At 71.4% G+C, this 25,351-nt stretch carries 22 protein-coding genes, 1 tRNA gene and 1 pseudogene; 12 read left to right on the forward strand and 12 right to left on the reverse strand.

Features of this window, described 5'->3' with window-relative positions:
* Positions 1 to 2 precede the first annotated feature (2 nt).
* The 3 genes from DFJ64_RS07645 to DFJ64_RS07655 form a co-directional block, all read right to left on the reverse strand.
* The gene (locus DFJ64_RS07645; RefSeq protein ID WP_115849828.1) at positions 3 to 620 is read right to left on the reverse strand and encodes a DUF47 domain-containing protein; all 618 of its coding nucleotides are present in this window, start codon (positions 618 to 620) and stop codon (positions 3 to 5) included.
* A 143-nt stretch (positions 621 to 763) separates the two neighbouring features.
* On the reverse strand, positions 764 to 1,090 hold the full coding sequence (locus DFJ64_RS07650; RefSeq protein ID WP_115849829.1) for a DUF202 domain-containing protein: 327 nt from the start codon (positions 1,088 to 1,090) through the stop codon (positions 764 to 766).
* A 56-nt stretch (positions 1,091 to 1,146) separates the two neighbouring features.
* The gene (locus tag DFJ64_RS07655; protein WP_245941004.1) at positions 1,147 to 1,488 is read right to left on the reverse strand and encodes a YidH family protein; all 342 of its coding nucleotides are present in this window, start codon (positions 1,486 to 1,488) and stop codon (positions 1,147 to 1,149) included.
* A gap of 122 nt (positions 1,489 to 1,610) precedes the next feature.
* Here DFJ64_RS07655 and DFJ64_RS07660 point away from each other — a divergent pair, with 122 nt between their 5' ends.
* Together DFJ64_RS07660 and DFJ64_RS07665 are read left to right on the forward strand one after the other, a co-directional pair.
* Positions 1,611 to 2,939 (forward strand): C1 family peptidase, encoded by a 1,329-nt coding sequence (locus DFJ64_RS07660; protein WP_115849831.1) that lies wholly within the window; start codon positions 1,611 to 1,613, stop codon positions 2,937 to 2,939.
* A gap of 36 nt (positions 2,940 to 2,975) precedes the next feature.
* The gene (locus DFJ64_RS07665) at positions 2,976 to 3,932 is read left to right on the forward strand and encodes a DMT family transporter (RefSeq protein WP_115849832.1); all 957 of its coding nucleotides are present in this window, start codon (positions 2,976 to 2,978) and stop codon (positions 3,930 to 3,932) included.
* A 27-nt stretch (positions 3,933 to 3,959) separates the two neighbouring features.
* On the opposite strand, the gene DFJ64_RS07670 is transcribed toward DFJ64_RS07665, so the two are convergent.
* The 4 genes from DFJ64_RS07670 to DFJ64_RS07690 form a co-directional block, all read right to left on the reverse strand.
* Positions 3,960 to 4,973 (reverse strand): phosphotransferase family protein, encoded by a 1,014-nt coding sequence (locus DFJ64_RS07670; RefSeq protein WP_115849833.1) that lies wholly within the window; start codon positions 4,971 to 4,973, stop codon positions 3,960 to 3,962.
* Positions 4,970 to 6,058, reverse strand: a complete 1,089-nt coding sequence (locus DFJ64_RS07675; protein ID WP_115849834.1) for an alcohol dehydrogenase catalytic domain-containing protein — start codon at positions 6,056 to 6,058, stop codon at positions 4,970 to 4,972. Before DFJ64_RS07675 ends, DFJ64_RS07670 begins: the two co-directional genes overlap by 4 nt.
* Positions 6,059 to 6,112: 54 nt before the next feature.
* Positions 6,113 to 6,982, reverse strand: a complete 870-nt coding sequence (locus tag DFJ64_RS07680; protein ID WP_170152538.1) for an alpha/beta fold hydrolase — start codon at positions 6,980 to 6,982, stop codon at positions 6,113 to 6,115.
* Between the two features lie 163 nt (positions 6,983 to 7,145).
* Complete coding sequence (locus DFJ64_RS07690; RefSeq protein ID WP_115849837.1) at positions 7,146 to 8,063, reverse strand: 1,4-dihydroxy-2-naphthoyl-CoA synthase; 918 nt, start codon at positions 8,061 to 8,063, stop codon at positions 7,146 to 7,148.
* A 133-nt stretch (positions 8,064 to 8,196) separates the two neighbouring features.
* Here DFJ64_RS07690 and DFJ64_RS07695 point away from each other — a divergent pair, with 133 nt between their 5' ends.
* From DFJ64_RS07695 to dnaN, 3 genes are all read left to right on the forward strand, one after another.
* The gene (locus DFJ64_RS07695) at positions 8,197 to 8,601 is read left to right on the forward strand and encodes a hypothetical protein (RefSeq protein WP_115849838.1); all 405 of its coding nucleotides are present in this window, start codon (positions 8,197 to 8,199) and stop codon (positions 8,599 to 8,601) included.
* 64 nt (positions 8,602 to 8,665) lie between these two features.
* Positions 8,666 to 10,966: a protein translocase subunit SecD gene (secD, locus tag DFJ64_RS07700; RefSeq protein ID WP_115849839.1), complete on the forward strand. Its 2,301-nt coding sequence runs from the start codon at positions 8,666 to 8,668 to the stop codon at positions 10,964 to 10,966.
* Positions 10,967 to 11,186: 220 nt separating this feature from the next.
* Positions 11,187 to 12,323, forward strand: a complete 1,137-nt coding sequence (dnaN, locus tag DFJ64_RS07705; RefSeq protein ID WP_115849840.1) for a DNA polymerase III subunit beta — start codon at positions 11,187 to 11,189, stop codon at positions 12,321 to 12,323.
* 20 nt (positions 12,324 to 12,343) lie between these two features.
* Here the strand turns inward: dnaN and mug are convergent, their stop codons facing one another.
* The 5 genes from mug to selD all read right to left on the reverse strand — a co-directional run bounded on the left by mug (position 12,344) and on the right by selD (position 16,446).
* The gene (gene mug / locus DFJ64_RS07710; RefSeq protein ID WP_115851906.1) at positions 12,344 to 12,901 is read right to left on the reverse strand and encodes a G/U mismatch-specific DNA glycosylase; all 558 of its coding nucleotides are present in this window, start codon (positions 12,899 to 12,901) and stop codon (positions 12,344 to 12,346) included.
* On the reverse strand, positions 12,901 to 13,713 hold the full coding sequence (locus DFJ64_RS07715) for a protein phosphatase 2C domain-containing protein (protein WP_211310527.1): 813 nt from the start codon (positions 13,711 to 13,713) through the stop codon (positions 12,901 to 12,903). Before DFJ64_RS07715 ends, mug begins: the two co-directional genes overlap by 1 nt.
* 82 nt (positions 13,714 to 13,795) lie before the next feature.
* Entirely contained in the window at positions 13,796 to 14,398 is a 603-nt protein-coding gene (locus tag DFJ64_RS07720; RefSeq protein WP_115849841.1) for a DUF1707 SHOCT-like domain-containing protein, read from the reverse strand.
* 108 nt (positions 14,399 to 14,506) lie between these two features.
* Positions 14,507 to 15,103, reverse strand: a complete 597-nt coding sequence (locus DFJ64_RS07725) for a hypothetical protein (RefSeq protein WP_115849842.1) — start codon at positions 15,101 to 15,103, stop codon at positions 14,507 to 14,509.
* A 311-nt stretch (positions 15,104 to 15,414) separates the two neighbouring features.
* The gene (gene selD / locus DFJ64_RS07730; RefSeq protein WP_115849843.1) at positions 15,415 to 16,446 is read right to left on the reverse strand and encodes a selenide, water dikinase SelD; all 1,032 of its coding nucleotides are present in this window, start codon (positions 16,444 to 16,446) and stop codon (positions 15,415 to 15,417) included.
* A 95-nt stretch (positions 16,447 to 16,541) separates the two neighbouring features.
* On the opposite strand from selD, the gene DFJ64_RS19405 reads away from it, so the two are divergent.
* The 7 genes and pseudogenes from DFJ64_RS19405 to DFJ64_RS07760 all read left to right on the forward strand — a co-directional run bounded on the left by DFJ64_RS19405 (position 16,542) and on the right by DFJ64_RS07760 (position 25,337).
* Positions 16,542 to 16,633: transfer RNA gene (locus tag DFJ64_RS19405), tRNA-Sec, on the forward strand.
* Positions 16,634 to 16,675: 42 nt separating this feature from the next.
* On the forward strand, positions 16,676 to 17,998 hold the full coding sequence (gene selA / locus DFJ64_RS07735) for an L-seryl-tRNA(Sec) selenium transferase (protein ID WP_115849844.1): 1,323 nt from the start codon (positions 16,676 to 16,678) through the stop codon (positions 17,996 to 17,998).
* Positions 17,986 to 19,809, forward strand: coding sequence for a selenocysteine-specific translation elongation factor (selB, locus tag DFJ64_RS07740; RefSeq protein WP_115849845.1), 1,824 nt, complete (start codon positions 17,986 to 17,988; stop codon positions 19,807 to 19,809). Before selA ends, selB begins: the two co-directional genes overlap by 13 nt.
* 247 nt (positions 19,810 to 20,056) lie before the next feature.
* On the forward strand, positions 20,057 to 20,869 hold the full coding sequence (locus DFJ64_RS07745) for an SGNH/GDSL hydrolase family protein (RefSeq protein WP_170152539.1): 813 nt from the start codon (positions 20,057 to 20,059) through the stop codon (positions 20,867 to 20,869).
* 179 nt (positions 20,870 to 21,048) lie between these two features.
* Entirely contained in the window at positions 21,049 to 21,615 is a 567-nt protein-coding gene (locus DFJ64_RS20285) for a dehydrogenase (protein WP_115851908.1), read from the forward strand.
* Between the two features lie 12 nt (positions 21,616 to 21,627).
* A pseudogene (gene fdh / locus DFJ64_RS07755) lies at positions 21,628 to 24,420 on the forward strand (formate dehydrogenase); the annotation flags it as partial.
* Positions 24,417 to 25,337, forward strand: a complete 921-nt coding sequence (locus DFJ64_RS07760; RefSeq protein ID WP_115849848.1) for a 4Fe-4S dicluster domain-containing protein — start codon at positions 24,417 to 24,419, stop codon at positions 25,335 to 25,337. The pseudogene fdh and the gene DFJ64_RS07760, both read left to right, overlap by 4 nt.
* Positions 25,338 to 25,351: the final 14 nt, after the last annotated feature.

Below are 25,351 nucleotides of genomic sequence, written 5' to 3' on the forward strand. Positions count from 1 at the left end.
GGTCACGACTCCTTGACGGCGATCTGCTCGACCGTGTTGGCCACCCTCTCGAAGGAGTCGACGGCGTACTCCAGCTGCTCGACGACGTCCTTGAGCTTGAGGACGGTGAGGGCGTCGTACGCGCCACTGAAGAGCTTGGCGAGCATCCGCCGATGGATCTGGTCGCCGAGGTTCTCCAGCCGGTTGACCTCGATCCAGTACTCCTCGAGGTCGTGCATGGTCCGCAGCCGCGGCATCGCCTGGGCGGTGAGATCGGCCGCCCGCTGGAGCACCTCGACCTGCTCCTCGATCCCCTCCGGGAGGCTGAGGAGGTCGTAGAGGCTCACCGACTCCACGGCCGCTTCCATGTAGTCCATGACGTCGTCGAGGCCGGCGGCGAGCCGGTAGATGTCCTCGCGGTCGAACGGTGTGACGAACGTGCTGTTGACCCGTCGGATGATCTCGTGGGTCGCCTCGTCGCAGCGATGCTCGGCATCCTTCATCAGCTGCGCTGTGGCGGCACGATCATTAGACTCGGCGAGCATCTCCGCGAGGAGCCGAGCTCCTTCGACGAGGTAGCCGGCCTGTTTGGCGAACAGATCGTAGAACGTCGTGTCGACCGGGGTGAGTCGGAAGCGCACAGCGAGCTCCTGTCGATCACTGGTCTGCGGGACGCCGGAGCCATGCTAGGGGGCCCGGCCTGGCAGCCTTTCGGCCCGCCCTCTCCACTGAGCGGCGCCTCATAGCGGCCGAATCGCGGACATCTGGGCGGAAGACTCCTTCGTCAACGGTGCGTCAGCACCGCCAGCAGGTCGCAGACACCGACGACCACGACCAGCACGACGGCACAGACAGTGAACCTCCCGCGGGCGAGAAGTGCCACAGCGGGCCCACCTCTGAGCCTTCGGTATGTACGACTGGTGACAACCCAAGCCGGCACCGTGACGGCCACGAGGAGGACACCCGCCACGAGTGCCCACGTTCCGGTCAGCCCTGAGACGCGGACGAGCAACGCGCCGTTGATCGCGAGCGCGAGCAACGTCCGGCGCCACGCCAGCGCGGTTCGCTCAAGCTGGTCGGCACGCTCGTGGAGCATGCCGTCACCGTCCACCGACGTTCACCTCGCCCCCTTCTCCGTGGCCCACGCCCAGGCCCGCCAGCCGTGTCTCACGACAGCGCGATGAGGGCCACGGCGATCACCGAGACCACGAACGTCGTGGCGGCGAGCCCGAGCGGCATCGAGGTGGCCGGCAGCGGCTCTCCCCGGCGCATCGCCTGGACGTTGGCCCGCCACCGCAGGTAGGCGCCGACGGACAGCACGATCCCCGCGAGCGTGAGGATCGCCCCGACCGCGCGAACCGAGGCCTCCCCTACGGTCGTCAGGAACTGCACCGCGGCGACGCCGGCGGCGTCGAACGCCAGGGCGGTGCGGATGTAGGCGAGGAAGGTCCGCTCGTTGGCCAGCGTGAAGCGGTAGTCGGGCTCGACCTCTGGACCCTGCTCTGCCACAGCCCCATCCTCCCGCCCCGGCCTCATGGTGACCAAAGGATGGCGCGACCAGGGCGAAACGCCCCACTCCGACGCTAGAGTCATCGGGCACGCCCACGTCGGAGGTCAGCAGGGAGTCGTCCATGGGAGCGGAGCTCACGCCCAGCGAGCTAGAGCTATTCCGGAAAGGCTTCGCCGCCAACCCCACCTACCGCCTGGTCCAGAACGCCGTCACGCAGACGTCGATCGACGACCTGGCTCTCGACCGGGAGATCGTCTGCCGAACCGACAGGTCCGTCTCGCACCTGCTGGATGACTGGACCGTCACCAACCAGATGCGCAGCGGGAGATGCTGGCTCTTCGCCGGCCTGAACCTGCTCCGCGTCGGGGCGATGCGACGGATGAACCTCAAATCGTTCGAGTTCTCCCAAAACTACCTGCTGTTCTGGGACAAACTGGAGCGGGCCAACTACTTCCTCGAGGCGATCATCGACACCGCCGACCGCGACCTCGACGACCGCACCGTGGCGTACCTGTTGAAGGAGGTCGCCAACGACGGCGGCCAGTGGAACATGTTCGCCGCGCTGGTGAAGAAGCACGGTCTCGTGCCCAAGACCGTCATGCCCGAGACCCAGAGCTCGTCGGCCACCGCACGCATGAACGAGGTGCTGCGGAGGATCCTGCGCCAGGGCGCCCGCGACGTACGGGCGCTGCGCGAGGCCGGACCCGAGGCGATGCGCGCGCGAAAGCGGGAGATCCTCGAGGTCGTCCACCGGGTCCTCTGCATCCACCTCGGCACCCCACCGGAGCGCTTCGACTGGCAGTGGGTCGACAAGGACCGCGCGTTCCACCGGGACGGTGAGCTGACCCCGCAGGAGTTCGCGGAGCGCTACGTCACCATCCCCCTCGACGACTACGTCTGCCTCGTCCACGACCCGCGCGAGTCCAGCCCGGTGGGCCGCACCTTCACCGTCGACCGGCTCGGCAACGTGGTGGGCGCGCCGCCCGTCATCTACCTGAACGTCGAGATCGACCTCATGAAGCGCCTCGCCATGCGGACCATCATGGACGGGGAGCCGGTGTGGTTCGGCTGCGACGTCGGGAAGATGATGCGGCGCGACATCGGCATCTGGGACGCCAAGCTGTACGACCTGGAGCCGCTCTACGACACGACGTTCGACCTCACCAAGGCCGAACGGCTCCTCTACGGGGAGTCGGCGATGACCCACGCGATGCTCTTCACCGGTGTCGACGTGGTCGACGACACCCCGCGACGCTGGCGAGTGGAGAACAGCTGGGGCGACAAGGACGCCGACCAGGGCTTCTACACGATGAACGACTCGTGGTTCGACGAGTACGTCTTCGAGATCGCCGTCCGGCGCGACCTGCTGCCGGCGGAGCTGCGCGCCGCCCTGGACGAGGAGCCGATCGTGCTGCCCGCGTGGGACCCGATGGGCGCCCTCGCCCACTGAGCTCGTCGGTTCGCTGGGAGTTTCCCTGGGAGTTCCATGGACACGTCCTCCTCGACGCGAGCGGCGGGCGACCGCACGTGGCTCGTCGCGCTCGCGGCCTCCCTGTGGGGCACCTCGTCGCTGATGCGGGACCCGCTCAAGGCGGAGTACCCGGCGGCCACCATCGTGTTCTTCGAGCACCTGGTCCTGGTGCTGTGTCTCGCGCCGTGGCTGGTCGGCGCCGTCCGGGCCCTGCTCGCCGCGAGCCCTCGGGTCAAGGCGGCGGTCCTGGTGATCGGCGCCGGCTCCTCCGCCCTGGCGACCACGCTCTTCACCGCGGCGTTCGCCTACGGTGACCCGGTCACCCCGCAGGTGCTGCAGAAGCTGCAGCCGCTGTTCGCCATGCTGCTGGCCGCGGTCCTGCTGGGTGAGCGTCTCGCTCGGCGTTTCGCGTGGTTCGCCGTCCCGGCGTTGGCGGGAGCGTGGTTGCTCGCGTTCGCCGACCCGTTCGCGGTCAGCATCTCCAGTGCGGTCGCGGCCGTGCTGGCGCTCGGCGCCGCGTTGCTGTGGGGCGCGGGAACGGTCCTGGGCCGGCTGGCCGGGTCGGAGCTGTCACCGGTCCACCTCACCACGCTGCGGTTCGCGGTCGGCCTTCCGGCAACCGCCCTGATCGCCGCGGCCCAGGGAGTCCCCCTGGCACTCTCACCCGTGACCGGCCGGAATGTCGTCCTGCTGCTCGTCCTGGCGCTGGTGCCCGGCCTGCTCGCCCTCACGCTGTACTACCGCGGGCTGTCCCGGACGCCCGCGTCGCGGGCGACGTTGGCCGAGCTCGCCTTCCCGGTCACCGCCGCCGCGGTGGGGGTCGGGGTCCTCGACGCTCACCTCACCTGGAGCCAGTGGCTGGGATTCGTGCTGGTCCTGGCCGCGATCACGGCGCTGAGCCTGCACGAGCGGTCGGCCGAGCGTCCGGCCGTGCGGGTGCCCGAGCCGGTCGGTACGAGCGCGTCGGTGTGATCGCCGGGGAGGTCGCCCGGCCCGAGGTCAGTCGACTGGGTCGCTCCGCACGGCCGCCCCGAACAGGTCGTCGACACCGGCGAGCTCGCCGCGCACCCCCTGGGCACCGATCAGGCTGACCCGCGAGACCTCGTCAGGGGTGAGGTACGTCGCCCGGGACTTGCCGTGGACCCGGGCCAGCAGGAGCGCGCCGGTGTGCCGGGCCGCGCTCCTCGCGTCGGTCGCCAGCCCGCCGGCGGCGGCGTAGGCGTCGACGAACGCCCGCGCACACGCGTGCACGCGTGGCGGCGCGGCGCCGTCCCGCGCTCCGAGATGGACCGCCTTCATCACCAGGTGGTGGAGCAGGAACGCGACGTCGAAGACGGGATTGCCGGCGTGGGCGACCTCGTGGTCGAGCACCCACACCCGGCTGTCGGCCCCGACGAGGACGTTCTTGGGTGAGAAGTCGCCGTGCACCAGGCACCGACGCTCGGCGAGCAGCTCGTCCAGGCAGGCGAGCACCGGTCCGGCGAGCTCCGGGCATCGGGCCGCGACCGTGCGGTGGTAGGGGTCTCCCCGCAGCTCGACGAACATCCCGAGGTCACCGAACCGCTCCAAGACCTCCGGGTCGTCGCGGGTCGCCGCGTGCCAGGAACCAAGGACCCGTCCCAGGGTCTCCCCGACCGCGGGATCGACCGCGCCGCGGAGGAGGGCAGCGCGCCATTCGACCCACGACGGTGGTGCGGCGGCCATCGTGACGACGAACCGCTTCGGGTCGTAGTCGACCAGGCGGGGCACGTGGTCGGGAGTGAGCGCGCCGAAGAGGCCGAGCACGTTCGCCTCGACACCCGCCCGTTCCAGCCGGGCCGGCCAGACGTCCGCGACCGAGAGGTATGGCAAGGGCTGCTTGACGACGTACCGCTCGCCTTCGGTCTCGACGAGGAACGTCGCGCTGCTGACGCCGCCGTCGAGGACCGTCGCCGAGGCCGCCACGTCGGCGCCGAGCACACCGCGGTCGCGGAGGTGCTCCACCGCGGTGTCCGTGGTCAGCGGTGTCGTCACCCAGTCGCCTCCAGGTCCGCCGCGCGGGCTGGCTCGACCGGCCCGTTCGGCAGGACGACCACCTTGAGGTGGGCGTCGGGCTCGGCGAGCAGCGCCTCGAAGCCATGCGTCACCACCTGGTCCAGGCTGATCCGGTCGCTGATCAGCGGCTCCACCTGGACCTGACCCGTCTCCAGCAGGCGCACGGCTTCGGGGAAGTCGACGTCGTAGGTATGCGAGAGCGACGCCACCAGCTCCTTCTCGCTCAGCAGGAACGAGAGCAGGTCGAGCTCCAGGGTGCCGTTCGTGACACCGAGGAGGACGGTGCGTCCGCCCTTGCGAGTCCACTCGAGCGCCCGTCGAACCGTCTCAGGCCGGCCGCCAGCCTCGAAGGCGACGTCGGCGCCCACACCCTCGGTGAGGTCGGCGAGCGCCTGGCCGGCGTCCTCAGGCGCCACCGCGAGGTCGGCCCCGAGGCACGTCGCGAGCTCCCGACGACGCTTCACCGGCTCGACGACCACGACCTGACCGGCGCCGCGGAGTCGGGCCACCTGGCTGAGGAGCAGCCCGATGCTGCCGCCGCCCACCACCACGACGGTCGAGCCGGGCTCGAGTCGGGCGCGGCGGACCGCTCGACACGCGACCGACGTCGGCTCGGCGAGCGCCGCGTGCTCCGGCGCCAGCGTGTCGGCGTAGGGGAGGCAGATGCGCGCTGGCACCAGCATCTCCTCGGCGAGCCCACCGTCGGCGCCCTGCCCCGTCGAACGAAGGGTCGCGCACAGCGCGTAGTCCCCGCGCCGGCACCAGAAGCACGTGTCGCAGAAGAGGTGCCCCTCCACCGCGACCCGCTGGCCGACCTGGAGGTCCACGTCGGGGCCGGTCTCGACGACGACGCCGGCTGGTTCGTGGCCCATCGTGAGCGGCCCATCGGCCGCCGACAGCGGAGGCTCGTCCGACCTCGGGGCGTTGAGGTAGACCTCCAGGTCCGTCCCGCAGATGCCGCACGCCTCCACGCGGAGCCGGACCCAGCCGGGAGGCGGACTGCCGAGCTCGGGAAGGTCGACCACTCGCAGGTCCCGCCGGCCATACATGCGCGCCGCTCGCATGAGACCTCCTCGCAACCGCTCCGGCACCTGCGGCGCATGGTAGCCGCGGAGACCTCAGCGAACGCCGCGCGGAACCGGACAATGCGCGGCCAGAAACGACACGAGCGCGTGGTTGAACTCCGTGGGGTTGTCCTGGTTGGCGCGGTGGCCGGCGTACGGGACGACGACGAGCTCACAGCGGGGGTCGCGTTCGGACCAGCGCCGCGCGGCCCGGAGGCCGGCGGCGTCGTGGTCGCCGACGAGGAGGAGGACCGGCTGCGCCGCCACGTACGCCAGGGACGAGTAGTGCGTGCCCGGGTAGGAGGGCTCGAGGTAGGTCGGGCGCGGATGTGCGGCGAGCCACGTGGCGCGAAGGATCTCGACGAGGTGCCGTCGGCTCAACGGGTCCGTCGCGGCAAAGGCGTACGTCTGGGCGCTGCGTCGCAGCGCGGCGGCCCGCGCCACGCGATGCCGCAGCCACCCGTCATCGCGACACCGGAGCCGCGCTCGTGACCACCACCAGCCAACGCGTCGCCGAACTGGCACCCGCTCCGCGACCTGGGCGGTCGCGACGAGGACGAGAGCCGCCGCGCGCTCCGGCCGCCAGCGCGCCACCACCTGGGCCACCTGTCCCCCCAACCCTTGCCCGACCAGGCAGAACGGCCGACCGAGGGTGATGGCGTCCAGCACGGCGAGAAGGTCGTCCGCGAGGTCGCGGACTGTCAAGGGGGTCTTGCCCAACGGCTGGGAACGACCATGTCCCCGCATGTCCCAGCGCAGCGTGCGGTAACCCGCCTCCCACAGCGTGGCGAGCTGCGCGTCGAACATGCGGTGGTCGGCCAAGCCGTCGTGGGTGAAGACGACGAGGGGGGACCGTTCCGGACCGGCGGTCCAGTAGTGGATCGATGACCCGGACCGTTCGATGACGGCCGCGGCCTCCTCCACGGTCCCCCCTCACGGCGTCGCACGCGACGCGCTGTCGTCCCCCGTCACCACGAGGCTAGGCAGGGCCTTGAGGGCGACAGGGGACTTCCGCGAAGGCGGGACAGCGTCCTCCGGCGGACGAGAAGGCGGTCGTGGGCGGAAGGTCGGTCAGGAGGCGGGGAACTCAGTAGTAGTAGGGGAACCTGGACCAATCCGGGGCACGCTTCTCCAAGAAGGCGTCCCGCCCCTCGGCGGCCTCGTCCGTCATGTAGGCCAGGCGGGTCGCCTCACCGGCGAACAGCTGCTGGCCCACCAGACCGTCGTCGATGAGGTTGAACGCGTACTTGAGCATGCGCAGTGCCGTGGGGCTCTTGGCGTTGATGACGCGGGCCCACTCCAGCGCGACCCGCTCCAGGTCCGCGTGGGGAACGACCGCGTTCACCATGCCCATCCGGTGGGCCTCCTCCGCGTCGTACTCGCGGCCGAGGAAGAAGATCTCGCGCGCGAACTTCTGCCCCACCTGCCGCGCGAGGTAGGCCGAGCCGAACCCACCGTCGAAGCTGGCCACGTCCGCGTCGGTCTGCTTGAAGCGGGCGTGCTCGCGGCTGGCCAGCGTGAGGTCGCAGACCACGTGCAGGCTGTGCCCACCCCCGGCCGCCCACCCTGGGACGACGCAGATCACCACCTTCGGCATGAACCGGATCAGCCGCTGGACCTCCAGGATGTGCAGGCGCCCCAGCCGGGCCCGGTCGATCGTGTCGGCGGTCTCGCCCTCGGCGTACTGGTAGCCCGCGGGGCCACGGACCCGTTGGTCACCACCGGAGCAGAAGGCCCACCCGCCGTCCTTCGGCGACGGGCCGTTCCCGGTGAGGAGGACACAGCCGACATCCGGCGTCGTCCGCGCGTGGTCGAGCGCTCGGTACAGCTCGTCGACCGTGTGCGGACGGAACGCGTTGCGCACCTCGGGACGGTTGAACGCGATTCGCACCGTCCCCTGGTCCACGGCCCGGTGGTAGGTGATGTCGGTGAACTCGAAGCCGTCGACCGGCTTCCACGCCGCGGGGTCGAACAGCTCCGACACCTGCGAAGACCCAGCCGCCATCGGCGTCCCTCCTCGCGCTTGGTCGCCCACGATGGTGCCACCCTCGGGCACCGGCCCCGCCGCCGCCCTCGCCTCCGTTCAGCGCCGTAGACTGTGCAGGCTCCAGCCCTCGCATCCTTCGAAGGGACCGGTCGTGCCAGGCACTCGCGCCCCGCGCGGACGGATTCGCGGCGCCGCGACCGCCGTCGTCGGCGTCCTCCTCGGCGTCCTCGTGGGCCTCGCGCAGCCCGGAGCGGCCGTCCTGACAGCGGGCGGTTCGGCGAGCCCGCGCCTGGCGACCGAGCGGCATTCCGGCGACCTGAGGTCGGCCTTCGATCTCGCCCCACGACCGGGCACCGTGACCTCCGCCAACGTCACCGACGCCGAGGCCCGCGCGCCGAGCGGTCGCGTCGGTCTCGCCGCTGATCTCGCCGTCGCTTCCGTGGCGGCAGGGCTGCGGCGGGACGCCGCCGATGGGTCGGCTGACGCCTCCGCGGACGAGGGCAGCGGGTCACCTCTCGCCGACGTTCGCGCGCCTCCGAGCCCGGGCTCGGCCTGACCGCGACCGGCGCGGCCAGGCGCTCGGGATCCCGTCCGTCACCTAGTCCCCTCGGAGGCAACGCGTGTCTCGCGCTTCCCTCGTCCGCGCCATCGTGTCGCTCATCATCGTCGCCGGCGCGCTCTACTTCGCCATCAGCACACCCGCCCGTCTCGGCCTCGACCTGCGCGGCGGTACCCAGATCGTCTTGGAGACCAAGGACAGCCCGACGACGAAGGCGGACGCCGCGGCGACCGACCGAGCGTTGGAGGTGCTGCGCCGCCGGGTCGACGCGCTCGGTGTCGCCGAGCCCAACCTCACCCGGAGCGGGGAGAACCGGATCATCGTCGAGCTGCCCGGGCTCCAGGACCCACGAGAGGCCGAGCGAGTCGTGGGGCGGACCGCGCAGCTGACCTTCCACCCCGTCCTGGCAGCCGCCCAGAAGGGCGACAAGCCGGAGAAGAAGGGCGAGCGCGTCATCCAGGACGAGGCGGGTCAGTGGATCCGTCTGGGCCCGGCCGCGCTGACCGGTGAGGGTGTCTCCGACGCCGCCGGCCGCACCGACCCGAGCCGCGGCACCGGGTGGTTCGTCACCATCGACTTCAACGGCAAGGGCGACGACGCCTGGACGAAGCTGACCGCCAAGGCCGCGTGCGCGCCGGTCGGTGACCCCACCCGCCGGGTCGCCATCGTGCTCGACAACAAGGTGATCTCCTCCCCCCAGGTCAGCCCGGACGTGCCGTGCAACGTCGGCATCGTGGGCGGCTCCACCGAGATCACCGGCGCGTTCGACCAGCAGTCGGCACAGGAGCTCGCCGCGCTGATCAAAGGTGGCGCGCTCCCCGTGCCCGTCGAGATCGTCGAGCAGCGGGTCATCGGTCCGACGCTGGGCAAGGAGGCCATCGAGGCGAGCGCCCAGGCCGCGATCATCGGCCTCGCCCTCACCGGGCTGTTCATCGTCGCGGTCTACCGGTTGATGGGCTTCCTCGCCACCCTGGCGCTCGCCTGCTACACGCTCATCTCCTACGCCATCCTGGTGGCCCTCGGCGCCACGCTCACCCTGCCCGGCCTGGCGGGCTTCGTGCTGGCGATCGGTATGGCGATCGACGCGAACGTGCTCATCTTCGAGCGCGCGCGGGAGGAGTACGCCGCGACGCCCAAGCGAGGGCTGCTGTCCGCCCTGACCCGGGGCTTCTCCGGCGCGTGGTCGGCCATCATCGACTCCAACGTCACGACGGTGCTCGCGGCCGGGCTGTTGTTCTTCCTGGCCTCCGGTCCGGTGCGCGGCTTCGGCGTCACCCTCTCCATCGGTGTCTTGGCGTCGATGATCTCGGCCTTGGTCGTCGCTCGGATGCTGACCGAGTGGGCGGTTCGGCGAAGCTTCGTCCGCAACCACCCGGGCGTCACCGGGCTGTCGAGCATCGGCCGGGTGCGGTCGTGGATCACCGACCGCAGCCCGAACCTGATGCGGCACGGCCGTACCTTCCTCCTCGTCTCGGCGCTGCTGACGGTCCTGGCGGTGGGCGGAATCGCCGCCAAGGGGCTCAACCTCGGCGTCGAGTTCGCCGGCGGCCGCCAGCTGGTCTACTCCTCCAACCAGCCCATCGACGTCGACGAGGCCCGCGAGGCGGTGGCCGACGCCGGGTTCCCGCGAGCTGTCGTCCAGCGTTCCGGCGACGACGACATCTCGGTGCGGACCGAGCAGATCACCACCGACGAGGCGCTCAGGATCGAGCGTGCCTTGGAGAGGCTCGCTGGGGACGTCGAGAAGGAGCGCGACGAGCTCATCGGCCCGAGCCTGGGCGCCGAGTTGCGCACCAAGGCCCTCATCGCCTTGGGCGTCGCTCTGCTCGCGCAGATGGTCTACCTCGCGATCCGGTTCCGGTGGACGTTCGGCGTGTCCGCCGTCCTCGCGATGTTCCACGACCTGCTGATCGTCGTGGGTCTGTTCGCCTGGCTCGGCAAGCCCTTCGACGGCGTCTTCCTCGCCGCCGCGTTGACGATCATCGGTCTGTCGGTCAACGACACGGTGGTGGTGTTCGACCGGGTGCGCGAGCTGTGGGCGAGCAACCCGAGGCGGCCGTTCGCGGAGAACGCCAACCAGGCGGTCCTCCAGACGGTGCCGCGGACCGTCAACACCGGCATGGGCGCGATGTTCATCCTGGCCGCGCTCGCCGTCCTCGGCGGTGACTCGCTCACCGACTTCGCGATCGCCCTGCTGGTCGGCCTGCTCGTCGGGACCTACTCCTCGTCGTTCGTGGCGACGCCGCTGGCGATCGAGCTCCAGGCGCGGCGTAACGACCCGCCGCCGCGCGTTCGGACGCGGGCCCCGGAGTCGGTCGCCCGGCGGCGCGCTCGACAGTCCGGCTCCGGCGCCGTGGTGTGACGCGAGGAGCGAGCGACGCGGGCGCCGCGTTCGTGCCGCTGTCGGCATGAGCGCGGCGTCGTCGTGCCAGCGGCGCCGCTGCCTCCGCAGCGCGGCGCAGTGTCGAGGTCGGCGTCCGCCAGGGACGGTGCCACCGGCGGGTCGTGTCCAGTGGTGGACAAAGGGGTATGTCGACGGGCGGGTCTAGGCTCGACCGCCCGCACGCACGAGAGGACCCCGTATGAGATTCACCGCAGCGGCCGACCTCCTCGGGAAGGCGGCAGCGTTCGCCGCACGGCACACCGCCGGACACGGCGCGCCGCTCCCGGCGCTCAGCGGCCTTCGGGTGTCCGCCGACGCGGACCAGGTCCGGTTCACCGGATACGACTACGAAGCCAGCTCCACCGCGACCCTGCCGGTTCGGGTCGACGAACCCGGTGAGGTGCTGCTGCCTGGTCGGGTCTTCGCCGAGGTCGTGCACGCCCTGCCGGCCCGGGACGTCGACGTCCGCTCCCACGGTTCGACGGTCGAGATCTCCACCGGGGCGATCGAGTTCACCCTTCCCACGCTGCCACTCGACGACTACCCCGAGCTGCCTCCCGCGCCTGGGCCCGTCGGCGCGGTGGACGCCGGGGCGTTCGCCCGAGCGGTGGCGCACATGTCCAAGATCGCGCTGCGGAACGGCACCATCCCTGTCCTGTCCGGGTGCCTCGTCGAGTTCGGGTCGGAGTCCCTCACCCTCACCGCCTCCGACCGGTTCCGCATCGCGATCCGGGACGTGCCCTGGAAGCCCACGGTGCCGGACCTCCCCGCACAGGTGGTGGTGCCAGCCCGACTGCTCGCTGACGCCGCGAAGAGCCTCGGGCACTCCGACTCCCTCACCGTCGGTGTCGGCGAGCTCGGCGAGTCCTTGCTGAGCCTCGGCACCGACCACCGGCTCACCACGATGCGGCTCATCGACGAGACCTACCCGGCGCTGCGGACCAAGGTCCCCACCGACTTCGTGGGGGCCGTCACCGTCGCGCTCGAGGACCTCCGCGCGGCGCTCCGCCGGATCTGCATCGTCGCCGACCGCTACTCCGCCGTCGTGCTCACCATCGCGGACGACGAGATCGCCGTGGGCGCGGCCGGCGACGTGGACACCCGGGGACGCGAACGTCTCCCAGCCCGACTGGAGGGTTCCGGCACCACCACGGCCTTCAACGCCGGCTACCTGCTCGACGGCTTGGACGGGCTCGACACCCCCTACGTCCGGCTCGCGTTCAACGAGGGGATCCGGCCGGCCTGTCTCACCGGGCGTGAGTCCCTCGATGGGCCCGACCTGCCTGGCGTGCTGTACGTCGCCATGCCGCGCCGGCTACCCCCGAGCGTCGGCTGACGAGGCGCGGCGGACGCGGATCAGACGAGGCCCGCCGCCTCGCCGAGGCGGGCGAACTCCACGGCCAGGTCCCCGGGCGTGTAGTGCGCGTTGAGACCGCTCGGGTTCGGCAGCACCCACAGCCGGGCCCCACCCAGCTGGTCCCGCTGGCGCCCGATTCTCGCCGTCCGCACGCCGAACGCCAGGCGGTACGCCGTGACCCCCAGGACCGCGACCCACCGGGGCTCGTACTCCTCCACCAGCCAGCGCAGCCGCTCGGCGCCGGCGCGAAGCTCCTCGACGGTCACCTCGCTCGCTCGCCCCGTCGGTCGTCGGACGAGGTTGGTGACGCCCAGCCGATACGTCACCAGGTCACGCTGCTCGGCGGGTCGCAGCAGCCTCGGTGTCAGCCCGGCCTCGTAGAGCGCGCGCCAGAACCTGTTGGTCGGGTGGGCGAAGTGCCAGCCCGTCGCGCCCGAGGTGAGGCTGGGGTTGATGCCGCAGAACAACACCGCGAGACCAGGCGCCACGATGTCAGGGACGCTCACGACGTCAGGGACGCTGGCCTCGGCGCGTGAGGTGTCCGGAGGCGTCGACATCACGTCCACCTGGTGAGGAACACCAGCGTGGTGTCGTCGTGGGTCTTGCCTCGGTTCACCCGGCTCGCGCTCGGACGTGCCGCGTCCTCCTTCTCCACCGCCCGCGTTCGCGCGACGTAGGCGTCGACGCCCTCGTGCTCGATGAGGTCCAGCGCGTCCGTCCAGTCGAACAGCCCGAAGACGTCGATGAGCCGCGTGGCGCCGTCGCTCGCGATGACGGCCCGACGCACCTCGGCCACGGGCACACTGCCGCCGAGCGCCTGGTAGGCCGCCTCCGGGCGCTCGGCGGCGACCCAGTACCCGCCTGCCCGGTTGCGGTGGGTGCGCACGGCGTGCCCCGTCGGCGGGATCCCCGCCGCGCGCAGTCGGCGGCCGACCTCCGAGGCCCGGTGGTCGGTGATCCACCGGATGTCGGGCTTCGTGCCGTCGGACTCGAGGTCGAGGACGACGGACGCGTCCGACAACACCAGGTACTCCAGCCGGCCATCGCGGACCCGGACGGCGGAGACGGTCGCCGCTGGGCTGTCGAAGTGGTCGAGGTCGCAGGTGCCCGCGTGGTCGTCCCGCACCCGGCGGATCGCCGTCGCCAGGCAGTCGGCGAGGGAGTCACGCCGGTCTCCCGCGAGCTGGAGCAGGTAGGTGCCGAGAGTCCGCGCGTACCACGCGACACCGTGCTGGCAGCCGGTGTCGTCCCGGTCGAGCGGGGTCACGCCGTCGAGCACCACCGCCACGTCCGCGCTCGTCGCGACGAAGTCCTCGTTCTCGACTCGTGGGTCGCCCGGCTCGCTCCAGGCCAGCATGCGAAAGGCCATCGAGCCCATCATGCCCCGCCTCGGGAACCGAGCGCGCTCGGCCACCGGCGTGCCGATGGTCGGGAGTCCCACTGGCTGGGACTCAGCAGCGGCCACCCCTGCGGCGTCGCGCGTCCACGCCGCCGAAGATGCTCAGACCCTTGAGCACGACGACGGGCCCGCCGGAGGCAGGTGGGTCGTCGGTGTCGACGCTGACGCCGCCGAACACGCTGCTGCTCTCGTCGCGCACCTCGACACCGTCAGGAACGCGGATGCTGATGCCCCCGAAGAGGGTGAACAGCGTGATCTCGACGACCGGCGCGTCGAACGTCGCGTCGTTCAGGTCGAGGTCGATACCACCGAAGACTGCCACGGCCCTGGCGCGCCGCCGCACCCGCCAGCGACCTCGACGCTGCACGCCGCCGAAGATCGCGACCATCCGGTCCTGGTGCTCGGCGGCTCCGCTGGGATCGACGAGGGACGACGCGGCGGCCGAGGGTGTGCTCGTGGGCACGAGGTCGCGGGTCAGTGGTTCGAGTTCGCCTACGGTCTTGGCGGCGTAGACGGCGTCGAGGCGCTCGGCGTGCTCCTGCACCGTGAGCCGGCCGTCCGCCAAGGCGTGCCCGAGGATTTCGACGACGCGTTCTCGATCCGCGTCGGATGCTCGCACATACGGCTCAGGGGGCTGAGCCACGTTACCCGTCATGACGTCACGATAGTGCGGGGCCCAGCGCTGGGTCAGGTGGCTGACCGAGCGCCGGGTCCCGTGGGAGGTGCGCCGCCCGGCCGGCGTCTCGCGCCGGCGACGCGGCTCTCAGTCCGGTCGGCGAAGGTACCTGTGCCGCGCCCGCACCTCGTCGAGAACCTCCTCGGCGTTGAGCGCGAGGGTGTCCAGCCTCGGGTCGACCTCGTGGACTCGAGAGGTGTCGACGAAGGCCGCTTCCGGCGGGATCGCGTCACGCACGGATGCGACCGCCTGGTTGAGCGTCTCGGACTCGAAACCCAGGCGCTCGACGAACTTGGTCTGGTCGTTCTTCCGCGCGTGGCGGAGCGCGCCCGCCTCGCGAAGCACCAGCTCGACCTTGGCCAACGTCTCCCGCGCGTCGGCGAGGACGCTGTACATGCCCTCGAGCCTGGACTGGATCTCCTGACGCTCGAGGATGGCGTGGTTCATCTCGTTCTTGGCGTCCTGCACCCGTCCGTAGGTGAGCAGCACGCCGAGGACGGCACCGAGTGTTCCGGTGAGCACCGCTGCCACACCGGAATAGAGGCTGAGGTACTGCTCCCAGGCGTTCGCGCGCATCGACAGATACGAGACGAACGCGCCGAAGGAAAGCAGCAGGATCAGCCCGAGAAAGGCTCGAGGATCTTTCCAACTGAAGCTTCCGCGATCGCGGCCAGCGTTGCTCATGTCGCCCCCCCGCCGGGAATCGGATTCTTCTACCGACACCCCTGACTACTGACTGTCATCGTAGGCGGGTATGGCGATGTGCGCGTCACAATAGCGGGGAGACCACTCCCGGCAATCGGGATTACGGCGGACACTCACAGCGATGCCCGCGGGCGAGGCGGCGCGAAGGAGCCCCGGTTCGACATCGGTGACGAAGCGGGCGCTTTGAGCAATGCCGACTTGCCGCGTCGTCATCAACGCCGCTGCGGCATCATGTCAAGAGAGTCTTGACAGGTGAGACAGCCTGGGTGAGCGCGTCTCGACAAAGGCGCCTAGCGCACCACGACGGCGTACTCACCTCGGGGAACCAGCTCCCCGATCACCGGCGCGCCAGGGATCTCACCGGCGACCAGCAGGCCGCCGGACGTCTGGGCGTCCGCGAGCAGCAGCGCCTCGTCCGTGCTCACAGCGGACAGGTCGGTCCACGGCGCCACCCAGTCCAGGTTGCGCCGCGTCCCGCCGCTCACGTAGCCGTCCCGCAGCGCCTCCCGCGCCCCCTCGAGATACGGGACAGCGGCGGAGTCGACGATCGCCGTGACACCGCTGGCTCGCGCCAGCTTGTACAGGTGTCCGAGCAGGCCGAACCCGGTGACGTCGGTGGCGCACCGGATACCCGCCTGCACCGCCGCCCGCGCGGCGTCCCGGTTCAGCGTCGCCATCGTCTCGACGGCCTGCGGGAACACCTCGCCCGTCGCCTTGTGCCGGGAGTTGAGGACGCCGATCCCCAGCGGCTTGGTCAAGGACAGCGGCAGACCGGGACGTCCGGCGTCGTTGCGCATCACCTGGTCCGGGCGCACGACGCCGGTGACCGCCATGCCGTACTTCGGCTCCGGGTCGTCGACGCTGTGCCCACCCGCGACGTGACACCCGGCCTGGTTCGCCACCGCGAGCCCGCCGCGCAGCACCTCCGTCGCCAGCTCGAACGGCAGGACGTCCCGCGGCCAAGCCAGCAGGTTGAGCGCCACGACGGGGCGTCCGCCCATCGCGTAGACGTCGGACAACGCGTTGGCCGCCGCGATGCGGCCCCAGTCGTACGGGTCGTCGACGACGGGAGTGAAGAAGTCCGTGGTGGCCACCACCGCGAGCCCGTCGCTCAGCCCGACGACGGCGGCGTCGTCACCGGCGTCGAGCCCGACGAGCAGGTCGCCGACGGGTTGGTCACCGCCGACGGCGGACGTCTCGGCGCTCGCCGTCGACCTCGCGAGGCCGGCGACGATGGTCTCCAGCTCGCCCGGTGGGATCTTGCACGCGCAGCCGCCGCCGTGGGCGTACTGGGTGAGGCGCACGGCACTCGTCGTCGTCATGTCGCCATGGTGACCACCCACCACGCGCCGCGACAGCCTGACACGCGAGAGTGACGAGAAGCGGTCAAACTGCCACAATGACGACCATGCCCCGGGGAGGCGTCTCCGGCCTGGTGGCCGGCACGGTCTTCAACACCGATGAGCGGCAGGTCCTGTCGCTGGCGGGTTCGATTCCCGTCCGCCTCCGCTACCGCGCGCACCCCTGCCCGCGCACCAGCCGGGAGCGGTGATGAGCGACACCCGACGACACGTCCCGCGCACCGACGCGGTCCTCGCCCACCCGCAGATCGCTCACGCGATGTGCGTGCTCGGCCGAGCGACGGTCAAGGCCACCGTGGCGGCCGTCCAGGAGCAGGCGCGGGCGGGACGGGTCGCGCCGGATGAGGTGGTCAGCGTGGTCCTCGCCTCCCTGCCGGAGCGCGCCACCACGCTGAGCCCGGTCGTCAACGCCACCGGCGTCCTGGTCCACACCAACCTCGGCCGCGCGCCACTCTCGCGGGCGGCTCGCGACGCCATCGACGTCGCGACGGGGTCGACCGACGTCGAGTTCGACCTCGCCACCGGAGCCCGGGCGCGCCGCGGCCGGGGCGCCCTCGCCGCGCTCGCCGAGGCCGTGCCGGACGCGGAGGCCGTCCACGTCGTCAACAACAACGCGGCCGCGCTCCTGCTCACCGCGATGGCGCTGGCGGGTGACGCCGACATCCTGCTCAGCCGTGGGGAGTTCGTGGAGATCGGCGACGGCTTCCGCATCCCCGAGCTGCTCGGGGCGAGCGGAGCTCGTATCCGCGAGGTCGGCACCACCAACCGAACGACCCTCGAGGACTACCGACGGGCGCTCGGCGAGCGGACCGCGTTCATCCTCAAGGTGCATCCGTCGAACTTCGTCGTTCGCGGGTTCACCGCGAGCGTGAGCGTCGCCGAGCTCGCCACGCTGGGCGTCCCCGTCGTGGTCGACATCGGGTCCGGCTTGCTCCGCCCGCACCCCTTGTTGCCGAACGAGCCGGACGCCGCGAGCACCCTGCGCGCCGGCGCGACCCTGGTCACCGCGAGCGGGGACAAGCTGCTCGGCGGACCGCAGTGCGGCCTCCTTCTCGGTTCCGCGGACGTGGTGGAGCGGCTGCGCCGCCACCCGGTGGCCCGTGCGCTGCGGGTCGACAAGCTCACCCTCGCCGCGCTCGAGGCCACCCTGCGCGGGCCGGCGCCACCGGTGACAGTCGCCCTCGAGACGAAGGAGGACGAGCTGCGCGTCCGGGCCGAACGCCTCGCGAAGACCCTGGCCGACGAGGGTATCGACGCGGAGGTCGTCCGCTGCCACTCGGCGATCGGCGGGGGTGGCGCCCCCGACGTCGAGCTGCCCAGCTGGGGTATCGGCGTCCCGGCCGCCTGGGCGCGCGAGCTGCGGACCGGTTCCCCACCCGTGGTCGGGCGGGTGCGACGCGGTCGCTGTGTCCTCGACCTGCGCACGGTCGCACCCGACGACGACGCCCGCCTGCTGGCGGCGGTTCGCGCCGTTCACCACCGGCGGAAGGGCGAGCGGACGTGGACGTCGTAGCGACCGCCGGTCACGTCGACCACGGCAAGTCCACCCTGGTCCGCGCGCTCACCGGCATGGAGCCTGACCGGTGGGAGGAAGAACGCCGGCGTGGTCTCACCCTCGACTTGGGCTTCGCATGGACGACGTTGCCCGGCGGGCACGAGGTGGCGTTCGTCGACGTCCCGGGGCACGAACGCTTCGTGCCCACCATGCTGGCGGGCGTGGGCCCCGTCCCGGCGACGATGTTCGTGGTCGCGGCCGACGAGGGCTGGCGACCTCAGTCGGCGGAGCACCTGGCCGCTCTCGACGCGATCGGGGTGCGCCACGGTGTCCTCGTCATCACCCGCTCCGACCTCGCCGACCCCGCGCCGGCCACCGCCGAGGCGCTGGACCACCTGTCCGGCACCACGTTGGCCGGGCTGCCGGCGGTCGCGGTGAGCGCCCTGACCGGTGCCGGCTTGGACGAGCTCCGCGCCGAGCTGGCCCGGCTCGCCAACCGGATACCCGCCGCGGACACCGAGGCCGACGTCCGCCTGTGGATCGACCGGGTGTTCACCATCCACGGCGCGGGCACCGTGGTCACCGGCACGCTCGGCGCCGGCACCCTGCACACCGACGACGAGCTGGAGGTGTCCACGACGGGTCAGCGGGTGCGGATCCGAGGGCTGCAGACGCTCAAGCGGGAGCGCACCCGCGTCCCGGCCCCGGCACGGGTCGCGGTGAACCTGCGCGGCGTCGAGCGTGGCGCGCTGGCGCGCGGCGTCGCGCTCCTCACACCGACTGTCTGGCCCCGCACCACGGTGGTCGACGTCGCTTTGCGGTACGCCGGGGAGGTGAGGCTGCCCACCCACGTGGTGCTGCACGTGGGGTCGGCGGCGGTGCCCGCCCGACTGCGTCCCTTGGGGGCGAGCTCCGAGGTGGCGCGGCTGACCCTCGCCCACCCGCTTCCGCTCCGCGCCGGCGACCGCGGCGTGCTCCGCGATCCGGGCCGGCAGCGTGGCGAGGAGCGGGTCGTCGCCGGAGCCGTGGTGCTCGACGTCCATCCACCCGAGCTGCGCCGACGCGGCGCGGCTCGGGCACGTGCGGCCGACCTGGCCGAGATCGGCCGGACCGCCGCGCGGTTCGCGGGACTCGACCGGGAGCGTCTCGCGACGCTGCAGCTCCGTCACCGAGGCTTCCTCCGCTCGGCCGAGTTCCGCGCGATGGGGCTGCCGCCCGCGGGCACCAACGTGGCCGGCGACTGGTGGGTCGACCCGGCGCGCTGGGCGGACCTCACCGCCCGGATCCCCACGGTGGTGACCGAGTGGCTCGACCGAGACCCGGTCGCCGCGGGCGTGCCGGCCGAGGTGGTACGCCGACGGTTCGGGCTGCCCGCCGACCTCGTCGACCTCGCGGTCCGGGCGGCAGGTCTCCGCCTCCGCGACGGCCGCGTGCGCCGCTCCGACGCCACCGCGCTTCCACCCCACGTCGACCAGGCCGTCACCACGCTCGAGAAGGAGCTGGCGGACGCGCCTTTCGCCGCCCCGGACGCGCACCGGCTCGCCGCGCTCGGGCTCGGCACCCGCGAGCTGGCCGCCGCGGTACGGGCCGGCCGCCTGCGCAGGATCGCGGACGGCGTCGTCCTCCTCCCCGACGCGGTCGAGCAGGCCCGGCACGTCCTCGCCGACCTCCCTCAGCCGTTCACGCTCAGCCAGGCCAAGACCGCCTTGCGGACCACCCGTCGCGTCGCCGTCCCGCTCATGGAGCTCCTCGACCGTGAGGGCATCACCGAACGCCTGCCCGACGGCACCCATCGCCTGAACCGACCACCCGGCCGTCGAGTGAGCTGACCCGGACGTGACCGCCCGGCTCGGTGGCCTCGACTAGCTCCTCGGTCAGCAGGCGTGGCCCTTCGCTGGAGTCGCCATTGATCTGACGTGGATGGTGACCTGACGTGCAGGGTGATCTGACGTGGATGGCCAATCCCAGCACAACTCTCGCGGCCGATCCTCCACCGCCGTACTCTTCAGCAGACCTCAGCTCAGACCGTGCCACCACGAGGCCGTGATCCCTGGTCCGCCACGAGGAGACATGCTCATGCCGAGACCCGTCGCGAATCGCCGAGCGTTCACCGTGATGACCCTCGCCACGCTCGCCGGCTCCCTCGGCGCGACAGCGGCACACGCTCACACGACGGACGCGATCACGACGACGGCGTCCGCGCCGGCGCCGAGCAAGGGCTTGCCGGATCACGCCGCGGACGCGCGGCGACTCTTCGAGGAGCTGACCAAGCAGTGGCCGGCGAACCGCACGATCAACGTCGTCTTCCACGGCCACAGCGTCCCGGCCGGCTACCACCAGACCCCGGAGGTGAAGCCCTTCGAGTCCTACCCGTTCATGGTGTACCAGGGCTTGAACGCGCGCTTCCCGACCGCGGTGGTCAACACCATCGTCACCGCGATCGGCGGCGAGCACTCAGCTCAGGGAGCGGCGCGTTTCCGCCGCGATGTGCTGAGCCATCGGCCGGACCTGCTGTTCATCGACTACGCCATCAACGACACGAACCTCTCGCCCGACGAGATGGAGCGGGCGTGGCGCGACATGATCACGACGGCGCGGAAGAACCACGTCGTCGTCGTCCTCGTCACGCCCACGGGAACCGTGCCGCACGACCTCGGCGACCCGGCCGACCCGCTCAGCGTTCGGGCCGAGGTGATCCGGGGCCTGGGCCGGAGGTTCGGCCTCCCCGTCGCGGACGTGAGCGCCCGCTGGCAGGAGGCGATCGACGCCGGGACACCGAAGGAGTCACTGCTGAGCCACTACTACCACCCCAACAAGGCGGGCCACGAGATCGCCGCGGCGGAGATCCTGGCCACCCTCGACCGACTGCGCGCCGAGACGTCGTCCTGAGACGACATGGGATTGGTGAGGCAACCCGGTCCGCTTCCGGCCCGGTCCGGAGCTTCCTCGCCGTTGACCTCCCCGGCGTCGCCACGATCGCTACGCTGGGGAGTCAGAGCCTGTGCGCGCCGATCCCGTTTGCCTGGAGGACCCGCGGGAAGGTGTCGCCAGAAGTCACGGAGGCGACCATGGGCGTGAGACAGTGGATCGAAAGCTGGCCGGTCTACCGTCAGCTCACTGGCCCAGACCCGCTGGGACGTGGCACGGCGGTGATGTCGGCGAAGACCCGCGCGCTGACCAGCCGAACCGCCCAGGCGGACCGGGTGGTGCAGTCGGTGTGCCCCTACTGCGCCGTCGGCTGTGGCCAGCGGATCTACGTCAAGGACGGTCGCATCACCCAGATCGAAGGCGATCCCGACTCGCCCATCTCCCGTGGCCGGCTGTGCCCGAAGGGCGCGGCCAGCAAACAGCTGGTGACGAGCCCGAACCGGGTCACGACCGTGCTCTACCGGCGTCCGTACGGCACCGAGTGGGAGCAGATCCCGCTCGAACAGGCGATGGACATGGTCGCCGACCGGGTGATTCGAACCAGGCGTGAGACATGGCAGGACGAGCTTGACGGTCGGCGAGTGCGGCGCACGATGGGCATCGCGAGCCTGGGCGGCGCGACGCTGGACATCGAAGAGAACTACTTGATGAAGAAGCTCTACACCGCCCTGGGGGCTATCCAGATCGAGAACCAGGCTCGTATTTGACACTCCTCCACGGTTCCCGGTCTGGGAACCTCCTTCGGTCGGGGCGGCGCCACGACGTTCCAGCAGGACCTCCAGAACGCCGACTGCATCGTCATCCAAGGCTCGAACATGGCCGAGTGCCACCCGGTCGGCTTCCAGTGGGTGATGGAGGCGAAGAACCGGGGAGCGACGATCATCCACGTCGACCCGAGGTTCACGCGAACGAGCGCGGTCGCCGACATTCATGTGCCGCTGCGGGCCGGGTCCGACATCGCGTTCCTCGGTGCTCTCGTCAACCACGTCCTGCAGAACGAGCTGGACTTCCGCGAGTACGTCGTCGCCTACACGAACGCCTCGGCGATCCTGCGGGAGGACTTCCGCGACACCGAGGACCTCGACGGCGTCTTCTCCGGCTACGACCCGGAGAGCAGGCACTACGACACGCACAGCTGGATGTACGACGGGGAGCCCATCGACATCCCCGCGGACGGGGAGCGCGGTCCACGGGCCGGCGCGACCGGGGGTCGGGTCCACGGCGAGACGGCCCGCTCGGAGACCTACGGCAGCGGTGGCGCGGCCCTCCGCGCCCGTCCCCGGCACGACCCGACCCTGCGCCATCCCCGCTGCGTCTACCAGGTCCTCAAGCGCCACTTCGCCCGGTACACGCCCGAGCTGGTGGAGGAGGTGTGCGGGGTCCCCCGCGAGCTGTTCCTGCGGGTGGCGCGGGCCATCACCGAGAACTCCGGCCGGGACCGCACGACGGCGTTCTGCTACTCGGTCGGCTGGACCCAGCACACCGTGGGAGTCCAGTACATCCGGACCGCCGCGATCCTGCAGACCTTGCTCGGCAACATCGGCCGACCAGGCGGGGGGATCTTGGCGCTGCGCGGTCACGCCAGCATCCAGGGCTCGACCGACGTCCCGACGCTGTTCAACCTCCTGCCCGGCTACCTGCCGATGCCGCACGCCACGGTGCACACCGACCTCGACAGCTACACCGCGGTGGACTCGGCGCAGGTGGGGTTCTGGGGCAACATGCGCTCCTACGCCGTGAGCCTGCTCAAGGCCTGGTGGGGTGACACCGCGACCGCGGAGAACGACTTCTGCTTCGACTACCTGCCCCGCATCACCGGCAACCACGGCACGTACCAGACGGTGATGAACCAGCTGTCCGGCGAGTGCCGGGGCTACTTCCTCGCCGGCGAGAACCCGGCCGTCGGGTCGGCGAACGCCAAGCTGCAACGACTCGGCATGGCCAACCTCGACTGGCTGGTCGTCCGCGACTTGCGGCTGATCGAGAGCGCGACGTTCTGGAAGGACGGGCCAGAGATCGAGACCGGCGAGCTGAAACCGGAGGAGATCCCGACCGAGGTGTTCTTCTTCCCCGCCGCGTCCCACGCCGAGAAGGAGGGCACGTTCACCAACACGCAGCGGCTGCTGCAGTGGCGTCACAAGGCGGTCGACCCGCCCGGCGACGCCCGCAGCGACCTGTGGTTCTACTTCCACCTGGGTCGGCTCATCAAGGAGAAGCTGGCGGGCTCGACCGACGAGCGCGACCGCCCGCTCCTCGACCTCGTCTGGGACTACCCGACCCACGGCCCCACCGCCGAGCCCAGCGCGGAGGCCGTGCTGCGGGAGATCAACGGAGTCGGGCCGGACGGCGCCGCCCTCTCCTCCTACACCGAGCTCAGGGACGACGGCTCCACCAGGTGCGGCACGTGGATCTACTGCGGGGTCTACGCCGGCGAGCGCAACCACGCGGCCAACCGTCGTCCGGCTCGGGAGCAGAGCTGGGTCGCCCCCGAGTGGGGGTGGGCCTGGCCGGCCAACCGCCGCATCCTCTACAACCGCGCCTCCGCCGACCCCCAGGGCCGGCCGTGGAGCGACCGGAAAAAGTACGTGTGGTGGGACGCCGAGCGCGGCACGTGGACCGGAGTCGACGTCCCCGACTTCGAGCCGACCAAGCCGCCCGACTACCAGCCGCCGGAGGGCGCCCGGGCCGAGCGTGGCCTGGCCGGCACGGATCCGTTCATCATGCAGCCGGATGGCAAGGCGTGGCTGTTTGCGCCGTCCGGCCTGGTCGACGGTCCCCTGCCGACTCACTACGAGCCAGCCGAGTCGCCCTTCGACAACCCGCTGTACGGCCAGCGGTCCAACCCGGTCCGCGGCACCTACCCCGACCCCCACAACCGCTACCAGCCCAGCGGGAGCGAGCCGGGCAGCGAGGTGTTCCCGTACGTCCTCACCACCTACCGTCTCACCGAGCACCACACGGCGGGCGGGATGAGCCGGTTCCTGCCGTACCTGTCGGAGCTCCAACCGGAGTTCTTCTGCGAGGTCTCGCCCGAGCTCGCCGCCGAGCGTGGGCTCACCCACCTGGGCTGGGCGACGATCGTGACCGCGCGGACGGCGGTGGAGGCGCTGGTCCTCGTCACCGAGCGCATCCCCAGCCTACGGATCCGTGGGCGCACCGTGCACCAGGTAGGCCTGCCGTACCACTGGGGACCGAACGGGCTCGTCGTCGGGGACGCGGCCAACGAGCTGCTCGCCGTGGTCCTCGACCCCAACGTCCACATCCAGGAGTCGAAGGCCGCGACGTGTGACATCCGGCCAGGACGCCGCCCCCGGGGCCGGGACCTGCTGGACCTCGTGGCCGACTACCGCGCCCGGGCCGGCGTCACCGAGCTGACCGGGCTGAACGGCGGCTCGGCGGACGGCAGGACCCCGAGGGACGCCAGGACCGCGCACGGCACCGTCGCCCCCGGCGACGCTCCCCCAGACACGGACGGTACGGACGGGCCGACCCGGAAGGAGCCACCCCGATGAGCAACCGGTTGGCCGGGCCGCTGGCTGACCCGGCCAAGGACGCTGGCCATCCCGACGACCACCCGCCACGGGTCGGGTTCTTCACCGACACCTCGCTGTGCATCGGGTGCAAGGCGTGCGAGGTCGCGTGCAAGGAGTGGAACATGCTGCCCGACGACGGCATGCAGCTCCTCGGCCACTCCTACGACAACACCGGGGCCCTCGGGGCGAGCACGTGGCGGCACGTGGCGTTCGTCGAGCAGCGAGTTCCTCGCCACGGCCCTCCGGTCGACCTCGGGATGCCCACCGTCGGCCCTCCGGCGTCGGCGTCCGACTCGACCGCGACCGACACCGCCGAGAACGGTGACGGGACGTCGCTCCGCTGGCTGATGGCGAGCGACGTCTGCAAGCACTGCACGCACGCCGCCTGCCTCGACGTCTGTCCGACCGGCGCGCTGTTCCGCACCGAGTTCGGCACCGTCGTCGTCCAGAACGACGTGTGCAACGGCTGCGGCTACTGCGTGTCGGCATGTCCCTACGGCGTCATCGACATTCGGCCCGGCGACGGCGGCGCGTACAAGTGCACCCTGTGCTACGACCGCCTGCGGGACGGCCTCGAGCCGGCGTGCGCCAAGGCCTGCCCCACCGACTCGATCCAGTTCGGGGAGCTGGACGAGCTGCGGCGCCGAGCCCGGCGGCGGATCCGCGAGCTCCAAGCCGCGGGCGTGGAGACAGCACAGCTCTACGGCGACGACCCCGACGACGGAGTGGGTGGCGACGGCGCCTTCTTCCTCCTCCTCGACGAGCCGGAGGTCTACGGGCTGCCGCCGGACCCGGTCGTCACCACCAAGGATCTGCCTTCGATGTGGCGGCACGCGGCCGTCGCGGCGCTGGCCGTGGCGGCGGGCGTGGTCGCCTCGTTCCTGGGACGGCGGTGAGCCATGCGCGCGGA

The sequence above is a fragment of the Thermasporomyces composti genome (assembly GCF_003386795.1).
GTDB classification, from domain to species: domain Bacteria; phylum Actinomycetota; class Actinomycetes; order Propionibacteriales; family Actinopolymorphaceae; genus Thermasporomyces; species Thermasporomyces composti.

Excerpts from the sequence above, each read along its gene's own strand:
- DFJ64_RS07660 (WP_115849831.1), top strand. The coding sequence starts at position 1,611 with ATGGGAGCGGAGCTCACGCCCAGCGAGCTAGAGCTATTCCGGAAAGGC.
- DFJ64_RS07665 (WP_115849832.1), top strand. The coding sequence starts at position 2,976 with ATGGACACGTCCTCCTCGACGCGAGCGGCGGGCGACCGCACGTGGCTC.
- DFJ64_RS07675 (WP_115849834.1), bottom strand. The coding sequence starts at position 6,058 with ATGCGAGCGGCGCGCATGTATGGCCGGCGGGACCTGCGAGTGGTCGAC.
- DFJ64_RS07690 (WP_115849837.1), bottom strand. The coding sequence starts at position 8,063 with ATGGCGGCTGGGTCTTCGCAGGTGTCGGAGCTGTTCGACCCCGCGGCG.
- dnaN (WP_115849840.1), top strand. The coding sequence starts at position 11,187 with ATGAGATTCACCGCAGCGGCCGACCTCCTCGGGAAGGCGGCAGCGTTC.
- mug (WP_115851906.1), bottom strand. The coding sequence starts at position 12,901 with ATGTCGACGCCTCCGGACACCTCACGCGCCGAGGCCAGCGTCCCTGAC.
- DFJ64_RS07715 (WP_211310527.1), bottom strand. The coding sequence starts at position 13,713 with ATGGCCTTTCGCATGCTGGCCTGGAGCGAGCCGGGCGACCCACGAGTC.
- DFJ64_RS07720 (WP_115849841.1), bottom strand. The coding sequence starts at position 14,398 with ATGACGGGTAACGTGGCTCAGCCCCCTGAGCCGTATGTGCGAGCATCC.
- DFJ64_RS07725 (WP_115849842.1), bottom strand. The coding sequence starts at position 15,103 with ATGAGCAACGCTGGCCGCGATCGCGGAAGCTTCAGTTGGAAAGATCCT.
- selD (WP_115849843.1), bottom strand. The coding sequence starts at position 16,446 with ATGACGACGACGAGTGCCGTGCGCCTCACCCAGTACGCCCACGGCGGC.
- selA (WP_115849844.1), top strand. The coding sequence starts at position 16,676 with ATGAGCGACACCCGACGACACGTCCCGCGCACCGACGCGGTCCTCGCC.
- DFJ64_RS07745 (WP_170152539.1), top strand. The coding sequence starts at position 20,057 with ATGCCGAGACCCGTCGCGAATCGCCGAGCGTTCACCGTGATGACCCTC.
- DFJ64_RS20285 (WP_115851908.1), top strand. The coding sequence starts at position 21,049 with ATGGGCGTGAGACAGTGGATCGAAAGCTGGCCGGTCTACCGTCAGCTC.
- DFJ64_RS07760 (WP_115849848.1), top strand. The coding sequence starts at position 24,417 with ATGAGCAACCGGTTGGCCGGGCCGCTGGCTGACCCGGCCAAGGACGCT.